This is a genomic window from Microbacterium sp. NPDC089321 (assembly GCF_040684935.1).
Lineage (GTDB): Bacteria > Actinomycetota > Actinomycetes > Actinomycetales > Microbacteriaceae > Microbacterium.
Genome location: NZ_JBFBGX010000002.1, coordinates 1,125,254 through 1,136,974 on the forward strand (window position 1 = coordinate 1,125,254; position 11,721 = coordinate 1,136,974).

The 11,721-nt window shown below is 69.3% G+C and carries 12 protein-coding genes and 1 rRNA gene; 1 reads left to right on the plus strand and 12 read right to left on the minus strand.

Features of this window, described 5'->3' with window-relative positions; all coding sequences use genetic code 11:
* Positions 1–24: 24 nt before the first annotated feature.
* The 11 genes from AB0N59_RS13475 to AB0N59_RS13525 all read right to left on the minus strand — a co-directional run bounded on the left by AB0N59_RS13475 (position 25) and on the right by AB0N59_RS13525 (position 10,560).
* A complete protein-coding gene (locus AB0N59_RS13475; RefSeq protein WP_363484098.1) occupies positions 25–855 on the minus strand; it encodes a ScpA family protein in 831 nt (276 codons plus the stop codon).
* The gene (locus AB0N59_RS13480) at positions 839–1,729 is read right to left on the minus strand and encodes a ParA family protein (RefSeq protein ID WP_363484101.1); all 891 of its coding nucleotides are present in this window, start codon (positions 1,727–1,729) and stop codon (positions 839–841) included. The genes AB0N59_RS13475 and AB0N59_RS13480 overlap by 17 nt, the downstream gene beginning before the upstream one ends.
* 71 nt (positions 1,730–1,800) lie before the next feature.
* Complete coding sequence (xerD, locus tag AB0N59_RS13485; protein ID WP_363484104.1) at positions 1,801–2,703, minus strand: site-specific tyrosine recombinase XerD; 903 nt, start codon at positions 2,701–2,703, stop codon at positions 1,801–1,803.
* A 1-nt stretch (position 2,704) separates the two neighbouring features.
* Positions 2,705–3,295 (minus strand): NUDIX hydrolase, encoded by a 591-nt coding sequence (locus tag AB0N59_RS13490; protein WP_363484107.1) that lies wholly within the window; start codon positions 3,293–3,295, stop codon positions 2,705–2,707.
* Positions 3,296–3,300: 5 nt separating this feature from the next.
* Positions 3,301–5,004 carry a CTP synthase gene (locus AB0N59_RS13495; RefSeq protein WP_363484110.1) on the minus strand — a complete coding sequence of 568 codons (1,704 nt, stop codon included), beginning with the start codon at positions 5,002–5,004 and terminating at the stop codon, positions 3,301–3,303.
* A 17-nt stretch (positions 5,005–5,021) separates the two neighbouring features.
* Positions 5,022–6,710, minus strand: coding sequence for a DNA repair protein RecN (gene recN / locus AB0N59_RS13500; RefSeq protein ID WP_363484113.1), 1,689 nt, complete (start codon positions 6,708–6,710; stop codon positions 5,022–5,024).
* Entirely contained in the window at positions 6,707–7,612 is a 906-nt protein-coding gene (locus tag AB0N59_RS13505; RefSeq protein ID WP_363484116.1) for an NAD kinase, read from the minus strand. Before AB0N59_RS13505 ends, recN begins: the two co-directional genes overlap by 4 nt.
* Positions 7,609–8,406, minus strand: a complete 798-nt coding sequence (locus tag AB0N59_RS13510; protein ID WP_363484119.1) for a TlyA family RNA methyltransferase — start codon at positions 8,404–8,406, stop codon at positions 7,609–7,611. Before AB0N59_RS13510 ends, AB0N59_RS13505 begins: the two co-directional genes overlap by 4 nt.
* Positions 8,403–8,573, minus strand: a complete 171-nt coding sequence (locus AB0N59_RS13515; RefSeq protein WP_363484122.1) for a hypothetical protein — start codon at positions 8,571–8,573, stop codon at positions 8,403–8,405. The genes AB0N59_RS13510 and AB0N59_RS13515 overlap by 4 nt, the downstream gene beginning before the upstream one ends.
* Before the next feature lie 44 nt (positions 8,574–8,617).
* Positions 8,618–9,655 (minus strand): HAD-IIA family hydrolase, encoded by a 1,038-nt coding sequence (locus tag AB0N59_RS13520; protein WP_363484125.1) that lies wholly within the window; start codon positions 9,653–9,655, stop codon positions 8,618–8,620.
* Positions 9,655–10,560: a hypothetical protein gene (locus AB0N59_RS13525; protein WP_363484128.1), complete on the minus strand. Its 906-nt coding sequence runs from the start codon at positions 10,558–10,560 to the stop codon at positions 9,655–9,657. Before AB0N59_RS13525 ends, AB0N59_RS13520 begins: the two co-directional genes overlap by 1 nt.
* On the opposite strand from AB0N59_RS13525, the gene AB0N59_RS13530 reads away from it, so the two are divergent.
* A complete protein-coding gene (locus tag AB0N59_RS13530) occupies positions 10,501–11,463 on the plus strand; it encodes a hypothetical protein (protein WP_363484131.1) in 963 nt (320 codons plus the stop codon). The two genes, AB0N59_RS13525 and AB0N59_RS13530, sit on opposite strands and share 60 nt — an antisense overlap.
* 167 nt (positions 11,464–11,630) lie before the next feature.
* Here AB0N59_RS13530 and rrf read toward each other — a convergent pair.
* A 5S ribosomal RNA gene (gene rrf / locus AB0N59_RS13535) occupies positions 11,631–11,721 on the minus strand; the annotation flags it as partial.

An 11,721-nucleotide genomic window follows, 5' to 3' on the forward strand; every position in this document is an offset into this window, starting at 1 on the left:
TCCGTCTCATCTGTCATGGTCATCTCACCTGTCGTAGTCCGCACCGAGGGTGGCCAGCTGCTCGTCCGACCAGCTCTCCGCCGACCATCGCAGGGTCAGCTCGCCGAGCGGCTCGAGCTGCTCGAACGAGAGCGCGGCATGGCGGTACAGCTCGAGCACCGAGATGAAACGGGCGACGACGATGCCGGGCTCCCCCACCCCCGCGACGAGCTCGCGGAACGTCAGCGATTCGCTGCTGCGCAGCAAGGTCACGACGATCGCCGCCTGCTCGCGGATGCTCACCAGCGGCGCATGCAGGTGGTCGAGCCCGACGGTCGGCAGCTCCTTCGGCGTGAACGCCATCAGCGCGATGGCGGCGAAGTCGGCGGGCGTCAGAGTCCAGACCAGTTCGGGCGTCCTGCTGCGATGCTTCTCGTCGAGTGGCACGGCGCGCGCGTGCCGGCGATCCTCGCGCTGAAGGCAGCGGGCGAACCACGACGACACCTCTTTGAAGGCCCGGTACTGCAGGAGACGAGCGAACAGCAGGTCCCGCGCCTCGAGCAGCGCCACGGATTCGGCGTCGACCAGCTCGCCCTGCGGCAGAAGACCGGCGATCTTCATGTCGAGCAGGGTGGCCGCGACCACGAGGAACTCCGATGCCTGGTCGAGCTCCGCGTCTCCGTCGAGATCCTTCAGATACGAGATGAACTCGTCGGTGACCCGGCTCAGCGACACCTCGGTGATGTCGAGCTCGTGCTTCGAGATGAGGTTCAGCAGCAGATCGAAGGGGCCGTCGAAGTTCGACAGCGAGACCCGGAAGCCGGTGTCGGCAGCAGCTTCCTGAGCGTCGTCGAACGGCTCAGGCGACAGCGCCACGGGCGACCAGCTCCCGCGCCAGTCGCAGGTACGCCTGTGCTGCGGCGTGCTCGGGCGCGAACTCGGTGATGGGAACACCCGACACCGACGCGTCGGGGAACTTCACGGTGCGACCGATCACGGTCTCGAGGACGTCGTCTCCGAAGGCCTCGACGACGCGCTCCAGCACCTCACGGGAGTGCAGCGTGCGCGGGTCGTACATGGTGGCCAGCAGGCCATCGAGCTCGATCGCCGGGTTGAGACGGTCGCGCACCTTGTCGATCGTCTCGATGAGCAGCGCCACACCGCGCAGCGCGAAGAACTCGCACTCGAGCGGGATCAGCACACCGTGCGCGGCCGTCAGCGCGTTCACCGTGAGCAGACCGAGCGACGGCTGGCAGTCGATGAGGATGACGTCGTACTCGCCCGACACGTGCCGCAGCACCCGCGAGAGGATCGTCTCGCGGGCGACCTCGTTCACGAGGTGCACCTCGGCAGCTGACAGGTCGATGTTGGCCGGCAGCACGTCGAGGTTCTCGACCGAGGAGTGCACGATGGCCTCGCGCGGGTCGCGCTTGGTGTCGAGCAGCAGGTCGTACACCGTCGGCACGTCGTGCGTCGGGATGCCGAGGCCGGCCGACAGGGCGCCCTGCGGGTCGAAGTCGACGGCGAGAACCCTGCGGCCGTATTCGGCGAGCGAGGCGGCCAGGTTGATCGAGGTGGTCGTCTTGCCGACGCCGCCCTTCTGGTTGCACAGCGCGATGATGCGGGCCGGGCCATGCCCGTCGAGCGGCGCGGGGATCGGGAACCCCTGATAGGGACGACCGGTCGGGCCGATGGGGGTGTCGCCACCCTTCGTCGCCTTCGACCTGCTCTTCGTCACCTTGTCCGCCATCCTGCTCCTTCGTGCTCGCTCGATTGTAGCCGCAGGGCGCCCGCGCGCCGGGGTCGGCACGCGGCGTTGCCTCAGCGCGCCCGCGGGTGGGATGTCGCGTAGACGTCGCGCAGAGCATCCACCGACACGTGCGTGTAGATCTGCGTCGTCGCGACCGAGGCGTGACCGAGCAGCTCCTGCACCACTCGCACATCGGCACCGCCCTGCAGCAGGTGCGTGGCGAAGCTGTGGCGCAGGGTGTGCGGCGACACCTCCGAGGTGATCTGCGCCTGCTCGGCCGCGGCGCGGATCACCAGCCACGCGCTCTGCCGCGACAGCGGTGCGCCGCGCGCGCCGAGGAACAGCCGCGCCGTCGCGCGGCCCTTGGCGGCCAGCTCGGGGCGGACGCGGGTCAGGTATGCGTCGACCGCGGCACGCGCGTACGAGCCGACGGGCACGATCCGCTCCTTGTCGCCCTTGCCGCGCAGCCGCAGCACGTCGCCGTACGCGAGATCGTCGACGTCGAGCGAGACGGCCTCCGAGACGCGCGCGCCGGTCGCGTACAGCAGCTCCAGCAGCGCCCGATCGCGCAACCCGATCGGCTCATCGGGTGACGGAGCGGCGAGCAGCCGCTCGACCTGCTCGATCGTCAGCGCCTTCGGCAGTCGCTGCGGCGTCTTGGGAGGACGCAGACGGCCCGTGGGATCGTCGGACTCGATCCCCTCGCGCACGAGAAAGCGGTGCCAGCCGCGCACCGCCGACTGCAGGCGCGCGAGGCTGGTCGCCGCGGGCGGGGGCTGGGCCCCTGCACGATCGGCGATGAACGCCGTCACGGTACGCGGATCGATGGCATCCGTCGTGTCGATGCCCTGCTCGCTCAGCCACGCCGCGTATCCGGCGAGGTCGCGCCGATAAGCGGCGACCGTGTGCTCGGACAGTCCTCGCTCGATCGTGACGTGACGCAGGTACGCATCGAGCGCACGGTCGACCCGCACGTCAGTCCTCGTCGCGCCGCTGCTCGCGCAGACGGCGCTCGGCCGCGAGAACCCCGATGGCCAGGATGCCGTTGTGCAGCCGCCCCGCGAGCACGCCGTCAGCGGCGTCGGCGAGCGGCACCCACTCGACGCGGATGTCGGCCTCCTCGTCTTCGCGCTCGTGCGCGTCGGCGTCGGAGAGGCCGGTCGCGAGATAGACGTGGATCATCTCGTCGTTGCCGCCGGGGGTCGTCCATGCCGAGACGAGATGCTCCCAGTGCTCGGCCGCGATGTCGGCCTCTTCGGCCAGCTCCCGCCGGGCGGCGACCAAGGGCTCCTCCCCCGGCACATCCAGCAGGCCCGCCGGCAGCTCCCAGTCGCGATGCCGGATCGGATGCCGGTACTGCTGGATCAGCAGCACCCGCCCGTCGTCATCGAGGGCGACGACGGCCACAGCACCGGTGTGCGCGACATACTGGCGGCGGATCTCGCCGTCGCCGTACCGCACCCGATCATCGCGCACATCCCAGACGGCACCGCGGAAGGCGAGTTCGCTCGAGACGACCTCGGGTTCGAACGGCTCGTCGCGGATGGCGCCGACGGGAGCGGGCACGGGAATCACTCGTCGTCTTCGGTGAAGAGCTCGCTGGAGCGGTGCCGCTCGATCGCCGCGCCCACGAGTCCGCGGAACAGCGGGTGCGGCGCCGTCGGACGCGAGCGCAGCTCGGGGTGCGCCTGAGTGGCGATGTAGTACGGGTGCACATCGCGGGGCAGCTCGACGAACTCGACGAGGTCGAGGTCGGGGTTCAGGCCCGAGAAGACCAGACCCGCCTCCGCGAGACGCGGACGATAGGCGTTGTTCACCTCGTAGCGGTGACGGTGACGCTCGGACGCGGTCGGTGCCTCGTAGAGGTCGCGGGCGAGGGTGCCCTCCCCGAGAGCGGCTTCGTACAGACCGAGGCGCATGGTTCCGCCGAGGTCTCCGCCGTCGAGGATCGAGATCTGCTCGGCCATCGTCGCGATGATCGGCTCTGCCGTGTCGGGGTCGAACTCGGTCGACGATGCCTCGGCGATGCCGGCGACATTGCGTCCGTACTCGATGACCATGCACTGCAGACCCAGGCAGATGCCGAGGGTCGGGATGCCCTGCTCGCGGGCGAACTTGAGCGCACCGAGCTTGCCCTCGATGCCGCGGATGCCGAAGCCGCCCGGCACGAGGATGCCGTCGAGGTCGCCGAGGTTCTTCGCCGCGCCCTCCGGCGTCTCACACGTGTCGGAGGCGATCCAGCGGATGTTGACCTTGGTCTCCTGCGCGAAGCCGCCGGCCTTGAGCGCCTCGGTGACCGACAGGTACGCGTCGGGCAGGTCGATGTACTTGCCGACGAGCCCGATCGTGACCTCGTGCTTCGGGTTGTGGACGGCGTGGAGCACGGTGTTCCAGCGCGTCCAGTCGACCTCGCCGGCCTTGGCGTCGAGACCGAGGCGTCGGATGATGTAGGCGTCGAGGCCCTGGTCGTTGAGCGTCGAGGGGATGTCGTAGATGCTCGGCAGGTCGACGGTGTTGATCACGCCCTCGACGTCGACATCGCACATGAGCGCGATCTTGTTGCGGTTGCTCGCGCTCACCGGGCGGTCGCTGCGCAGCACGAGGGCGTCGGGCTGGATTCCGACCTGGCGCAGGGCCGCGACCGAGTGCTGGGTGGGCTTGGTCTTCTGCTCACCGGAGGCGCCCATGAACGGCACGAGCGAGACGTGCACGAAGAACACATTGTCGCGGCCGAGCTCGTGACGCAGCTGGCGTGCCGACTCGAGGAACGGCTGCGACTCGATGTCGCCGACCGTGCCGCCGACCTCGGTGATGATGATGTCGGGCTGCGGCTCTTCCGTGGCCTGCAGGCGCATGCGCCGCTTGATCTCGTCGGTGATGTGCGGGATGACCTGCACGGTCGCGCCGAGATAGTCACCGCGACGCTCGTTGGCGATCACCTCGGAGTAGATCTGACCGGTGGTGACGTTGGCCGCCCGCGAAAGGTCGATGCCGAGGAAGCGCTCGTAGTGCCCGATGTCGAGATCGGTCTCGGCGCCGTCGTCGGTGACGAAGACCTCACCGTGCTCGAACGGGTTCATGGTGCCCGGATCGACGTTGAGGTACGGGTCGAGCTTCTGCATCACGACGCGCAGTCCGCGCGCGGTGAGCAGGTTGCCGAGGCTGGCTGCGGTGAGCCCCTTGCCCAAAGAGGAAACGACACCGCCCGTCACGAAGATGTGCTTCGTGGTGAAGGAGCTGGTGTCGTTGTCTGGCGCCGCAACAGAAGAGTTCATCACGGGCTTTTATCCTATCAGTTGATCGCGGAGCCGAGGCTCAGCAGTTCTCGGGCGTGAGTGAGTGCGGCGTCGGAATCGGTGAGGCCGGAGAGCAGACGAGCCATCTCGGCCTCGCGCTGCGCACCCTCGAGGCGTGTGACGCTCGACGCGGTGACGGCGCCGTCGTTCGACTTGACGACCGAGAGGTGATTGTTCGCGAATGCCGCGACCTGCGCAAGGTGGGTGACGGCGATGACCTGCGAGGTGCGCGCGAGCTGCGCGAGGCGTCTGCCGACCTCGATCGCCGCGGCGCCGCCGATCCCGGCATCCACCTCGTCGAAGACGAACGTCGGCACGGGGTCGGTCCCGGCGATGACGACCTCGATCGCCAGCATGACACGCGAGAGCTCGCCGCCGGATGCCCCCTTCGACACCGAGCGGGGCTCCGCCCCGGGGTGCGGAGCGAGCAGGATGGCCACGTCGTCGCGGCCGTGCGCGGACTCGGCGCCCGGAGAGACGCGCGCCTCGAGGGTGGCGTCCGGCATCGCCAGCGCATGCAGCTCCTCGGTGACGGCTGCCGAGAGCCGGACGGCGGCCGCGGTGCGCACCTCGGTGAGGGCGGCTGCGGCAGCGTCGAGGGCCTCGCGGGCGCTGTCGGCCTCGGCGGTGAGGCGATCGATGCGGCCCCCGTCGTCGTCGAGCTCGGCGAGGCGCAGCGAGCCGGTCTGCCAGATCTGCAGAGCTTCGTCCAGAGAGCCGTGCTGGCGGATCAGTCCGCTCAGCGCGGCGCGACGCTCTTCGACGGCGGCGAGCTCGTGCGGGCCCGATTCGTCGAGGTCCGCGAGGTAACCCGAGAGCTGCTGTGCGAGGTCGGCGGCCCGGTACCCGAGGTCGGCGATCGCGTCGGCGATCTCGCTGAGCCTGGGGTCGGCGCTGCGCTCGAGCGAACGACGGGCCTCGGCGAGAAGCGCTGCCACATCCGGATCGCCCTCCTCGCTCGACAGGGCCGACCGGGCGACGGATGCCGACAGCCGCAGCTCCTCGGAGTTGGCGAGCCGCTCGGCGCGCTCGTTCAGCTCGACGTCCTCGCCCTGCTGCGGTTCGATCTGCTCGATCTCGGCGAGCTGCTCGCGCAGGATCGCGGCCTCGGCCGCGCGACGATCGCGGTTCTCGGTGATCTCGGCGATCTCGGCATCCAGTTCGCGCCAGCGGTTGAAGCACTCCCGGTACGTCGCGAGCGCGGCCGCGACCTGCTCGCCGCCGAAGCGGTCGAGCGCATCGCGCTGCGCCGCCGCCGAGCGCAGCCGCAGCTGGTCGGACTGGCCGTGCACGACGACGAGCTCTTCGGCGAGCGAGGCGAGCACCCCGGCCGGCGCCGGGCGCCCGCCGACGCTGGCGCGGCTGCGTCCTTCAGCGCTCAGGGTGCGTGAGACGTACAGCTCTGCGGTGTCGCCCGCAGGCTCGAGTTCGCCCCCCGCGTCGGTGACGATGTCGGCGATCGGTCCCTTCTGGGGCACCATCCAGACTCCTGCGACGGATGCCTGGGCAGCCCCCGCACGGATGGCGGAGGAGTCGGCTCGGGCTCCGAGCAATAGTCCGAGCCCGGTGACGACCATGGTCTTGCCTGCACCGGTCTCGCCCGTGACCGCGGTGAAGCCGGCGCCGAGAGGCAGCACGGCGTCATCGATCACGCCGAGACCGCGGATGCGCATCTCATCGATCACAGAGCACCTCGCCATCCCGCGACGGGCAGCTGGAATTTGCGGACGAGACGATCGGTGAAAGCGGTCGGATGCAGGCGGGCGAGGCGCACCGGTCGCGAGGAACGACGCACCACGACGCGCGCGCCAGGAGGCAGCTCGTGCGAGCGACGACCGTCGCACCACAGGATGCCGCTGCCGTCGGTGCGCTCGAGCATCTCGATCGCGACCGAGGCCTCGGGCCCGACCACCAGCGGCTTGGCGAACAGCGCGTGCGCCGAGAGCGGCACGACGGCGATCGCCTCGACGGTCGGCCAGATCACGGGACCGCCGGCGGAGAAGTTGTAGGCGGTCGAACCGGTGGGGGTCGACACGACCATGCCATCGCACCCGAAGCTCGACAGCGGACGGCCGTCGATCTCGATGACCACCTCGATCATCCGCTCCCGGCTGGCCTTCTCGACGGTCGCCTCGTTGAGTGCCCAGGTGTCGTACACGACGGCGCCTGCGGCATCCTTCACCCTCACCGAGAGCGCGAGGCGCTCCTCGACGTCATAGTCGCGGTCGATCACCCGGGCGACGGCGGCGTCCATGTCGTCGCGGTCGATCTCGGCCAGGAAGCCGACGTGGCCCATGTTGATCCCGAGCACCGGAGCCTCGGAGCCGCGCACCAGTTCAGCGGCGCGCAGGATCGTGCCGTCTCCGCCGAGCACGATGGCGAGTTCGAGGTCGTGGATGGCGACGTCCGTTCCGAGCAGTCCGACGTCGGCGAAGCGGTGATCGAGAGCGACGAACTCATCGTGATCGGCCGCCGGAAGCACCGGCGTCGCGCCCGCGGCGCGCAGCGCGTCGACGACGCGCAGGGCCGCTGCGACCGTGTCCTCACGCTTGGCGTGGGCGACGACCAGGATGTGGCGCGCGTTCATCGTCCTCCTGCCACGTGTGCGATCTGCTCCGACCATTCTGACGGATCCGTTCCGCGTCCGGGTGCGAGATGCACCAGGTACTCGGCGTTGCCGTGCGTGCCGAGGATCGGCGACGGCAGGATGCCGAGCATTCCCAAGCCGACGTCGTGTGCGCTCCAGAGGGTGCGCTCGACGGCGTCGAGCCTGGCGTCGACGCTGGTGACCAGCCCGCCCTTCACGGCAGTGCGGCCCACCTCGAACTGCGGCTTGACGAGCAGCACCACATCGGCTCCGGGGCTCACCGTGTCGACGATCGCCGGCAGCACCAGGGTGAGCGAGATGAAGGAGAGGTCACCCACAGCGAGGTCGGGGCGTTCGCTCTCGCCCGTGGCCTCGGCCAGCGACTGTGCGGTCATGTGGCGGACGTTGAAGCCCTCGACAGCGATGACGCCGGGGTCGGCTGCGATCTGCTCTGAGAGCTGCCCGTGACCGACATCGACGGCGAGGACGCGCCTGGCGCCGCGTTCACGCAGCACCTGAGTGAATCCCCCGGTGGACGCGCCCATGTCAAGCGCGAGGCGTCGGTCCGCCGCGATGCCGAAGCCGTCGAGTGCGGCGATGAGCTTGTGCGCCGCCCTGCTGACGTAGTGGTCGCCGCCGTCGACGGCGATGTCGGCCGCGTCGTCGACCGGGGTCGACGGCTTGATGACCGTACGCCCGTCGACGCGGACGAGGCCGTCCGCGATGAGGGATGCCGCGTGCGTGCGCGAACGCGCGATGCCTCGCGCGGCGAGGGCTGCGTCGAGGCGGGTCATCGGGGGCCGGGCGCCGCGTCGCCACCGCGCGGTGCGCTCTCGAGACGCTTCATCAGCTCGTCGTGCAGCGACCCGTACGCTTCTGCGCGGTCGGCGAGGGGCTGGCCCTCGATCAGGCGCAGTCTGCTCCAGAGCGCATCGGCCGGCTCATCTCGCGTGTGCTCCATCCGACCACTGTAACGCGGGCCGCCGACGCGGCAGCCCGCGACTCTCAGGGCCTGTGGAATGGATCGTCGTAGAGCTTCTCGGGCACGCGGAACGCGTAGATGGCGAGCCCCGTCGCCCAGATCGCCGCGGCACCGGCGCGAAGCAGGTCGATCTGCGCCGTGCCCTCGGAGAGGATCTGCACGTCGGCGTTCACGATGCGCACCGAGGCTCCGTTGACCGTGAACACGCCGTCCTTCTCGACGGTCTCGGGGTACGGCTCGTGAAGATCGCGCAGGTCGGCCAGGATGTAGTCCGGCCGAGATCCCTTCGGCGCGGCCAGCACATGCTTCGGACGGTCTATGCCGGTGAGCACGAGCGCCGAATCGATGCCTGCACGCACCGCACCCATGACGTCGGTGTCGAGCCTGTCGCCGAGGAACAGCGGACGCTGCGCGCTGAAACGTGCGATGGCCTCTTCGAAGATGGGCGTCTCGGGCTTGCCGGCGACAGTCGACAGACGGCCGATCGCGGTGTGCACGGCCGAGACGAGAGTGCCGTTGCCCGGCGCCACACCGCGTTCGCGCGGAATGGTCCAGTCGGTGTTCGTCGAGATCCAGGGGATGCCGCCCTCGTCCTCGGGAACCTTCAGGGCGAAGGCAGCCTCGGCGAGGTCGGTCCACGCGACATCCGGGCTGAAGCCCTGCACGACCGCCGCCGGGGAGTCCTCGGCACTGCGGGTGACGGTGTACCCGGCCTTCTCGGCCTCGACGACGAGGCCCTCTCCCCCGACGATCAGGATGGTGGCAGGAGCGGGGACCATGGTCGTGAGCAGACGCATGGCCGCCTGCGGACTCGTGACGACGTCATCGGCCGCAACCGTGAGTCCGAGGCCGCTGAGATGTTCGGCGACCGACGCGTCGGTCCGCGACGCGTTGTTGGTGATGTACCCGAGCCGCATCGACTCCGCGACGCGGTTGAGGCTGTCGACGGCATGGGGCACAGCAGTCGGCCCGGCGTACACGACACCGTCGAGATCGGCGAGGACCGTGTCGCGACCGGTCAGCGGCGTGGGTGCCTGTTTCGCGCGGCGGAACAGCGCCATCAGCGATCGGACTCCGCGTCGTCGGACTCGCCCTCTTGAGCGACGCCCTCGTCGGACGCGTCGGGCTCGGAGGATGCGGCAGCGGCTTCAGGCGCCCCGGCCTCGAGCGCCTCGTCCGCTTCTGCTTCCGCCTCGGTGGCGTCGATCTCGTCAGCATCCTGGTCGGATGCCTGAGCCGGCTCATCGGCGGCCTGGTGGTCGTCGAAGTCCTCGATGTCATCCACGAGGCCGTCCTCGACGATGATCTCGTCGTACTCGCCGTCGTGGCCGAGGGCGGATGCCGCCACCTCGGCGCGATGAGTCCAGAACTCGGCCTCATCGGTACGGCCGAGGTCTTCGAGTACGGCCGCACGAGCGGCGAAGAGCGCGGGGCTCCATTCAAAAGCCCGGTTCGGGTCGAGCTCGGGGATCTCGAGCTCGCCGAGAGCCAGCTCGGTCTCGCCCCGGTCGAGGCGGGCACCCGACATGGCGATGGCGAGTGCGACGCGCACAGCCGGTGCCAGGGAGGCGCGGTCGACGGCGCGTCCCTCCTCGAGCGCGCGATCGGGGCGGCCGACGCCGCGCTCGCTGTCGACGATCAGAGCGATCTGGTCGTCGTTGCCGGAGATGCGGCGGTACGTGCGCAGTTCGCGCAGCGCGAGGGCGAAGTCGCCGATGCCATACGCCGTGATCGCGAGAGTCTCGCGAACGACCGCGACGCGGCCGGCGCGGCGCGATGCGGCAAGGGCGTGCTCGTGGGCGCGAGCGGGATCTTCGTCGACGAGCCGGGCGACCATCGCGAGGTGACGCGCGACCTGCTCGGCGTTCTCCTTGCTGAGTGTCTTCAGCTCGTTGCGCGCTGCCGGATGCAGATCGCGTGCGGTGATCTCGTCGGGCAGCGGCGGCTCGGGAATGCGCTCGCGCACAGGGGCGAACTCGTTCTGCGGACGGTCGACGCCGCCGCGCGGGCGGTCGCGGTACGAAGGCCGCTCGCCACGGCTGTCGTCGCGATCGTGGCGGGGGCGGTCGCCATAGGGGCGACGCTCACCGGACTGGTTGCGGTCGCCGTAAGGACGGCGCTCACCCTGGTTCCGGTCGCCGTAAGGACGGCGCTCACCCTGGTTCCGGTCGCCGTAAGGACGGCGCTCACCCTGGTTCCGGTCGCCGTAGGGACGGCGCTCACCGGACTGGTTCCGGTCACCGTAGGGCCGACGCTCACTGGACTGGTTACGGTCACCATAAGGACGACGCTCACCCTGATTACGGTCGCCGTAAGGACGACGCTCACCGGACTGGTTACGGTCACCATAAGGACGACGCTCACCGGACTGGTTACGGTCGCCGTAAGGACGACGCTCACCGGACTGGTTACGGTCACCATAAGGACGACGCTCACCCTGATTACGGTCGCCGTAAGGACGACGCTCACCGGACTGGTTACGGTCACCATACGGACGACGCTCACCGGACTGGTTACGGTCACCATAAGGACGACGCTCACCGGACTGGTTACGGTCACCATAAGGACGACGCTCACCCTGATTACGGTCACCATAAGGGCGACGCTCACCGGACTGGTTACGGTCACCATAAGGACGACGCTCACCCTGATTACGGTCACCATAGGGACGACGCTCACCCTGATTGCGGTCGCCCGACTGAGTGCGGTCGCCGTAGGGACGACGCTCACCCTGGTTACGGTCACTATAAGGGCGACGCTCACCCTGATTGCGGTCGCCGTAAGGGCGACGCTCACCCTGGTTACGGTCACCATAAGGACGACGCTCACCCGACTGGTTGCGGTCACCGTCCCGGCGAGGACCGCGTGACGACGAGTCGCTGTAGCGCGGCTTGCGGTCGGAGTCCGAACGTCGGTTGTGCGCGCCTTCGCCGTCGTTCCGGCGGTCCCGCTGCTCATCTGACATTCTGACTCCCTGTTCTACCGCTAAACGCAAAATGGCCACCCAGCTCTGGGTGGCCATTTTACTTAAGAGAAGTCCGGCGGTGTCCTACTCTCCCACAGGGTCCCCCCTGCAGTACCATCGGCGCTGTGAGGCTTAGCTTCCGGGTTCGGAATGTGACCGGGC

Bases quoted from the DNA above. Each gene is read 5' to 3' on its own strand.
- AB0N59_RS13480 (WP_363484101.1), bottom strand. From the start codon at position 1,729: ATGGCGGACAAGGTGACGAAGAGCAGGTCGAAGGCGACGAAGGGTGGC.
- AB0N59_RS13495 (WP_363484110.1), bottom strand. From the start codon at position 5,004: ATGAACTCTTCTGTTGCGGCGCCAGACAACGACACCAGCTCCTTCACC.
- AB0N59_RS13505 (WP_363484116.1), bottom strand. From the start codon at position 7,612: ATGAACGCGCGCCACATCCTGGTCGTCGCCCACGCCAAGCGTGAGGAC.
- AB0N59_RS13510 (WP_363484119.1), bottom strand. From the start codon at position 8,406: ATGACCCGCCTCGACGCAGCCCTCGCCGCGCGAGGCATCGCGCGTTCG.
- AB0N59_RS13515 (WP_363484122.1), bottom strand. From the start codon at position 8,573: ATGGAGCACACGCGAGATGAGCCGGCCGATGCGCTCTGGAGCAGACTG.
- AB0N59_RS13520 (WP_363484125.1), bottom strand. From the start codon at position 9,655: ATGGCGCTGTTCCGCCGCGCGAAACAGGCACCCACGCCGCTGACCGGT.
- AB0N59_RS13530 (WP_363484131.1), top strand. From the start codon at position 10,501: ATGCAGATCGCGTGCGGTGATCTCGTCGGGCAGCGGCGGCTCGGGAAT.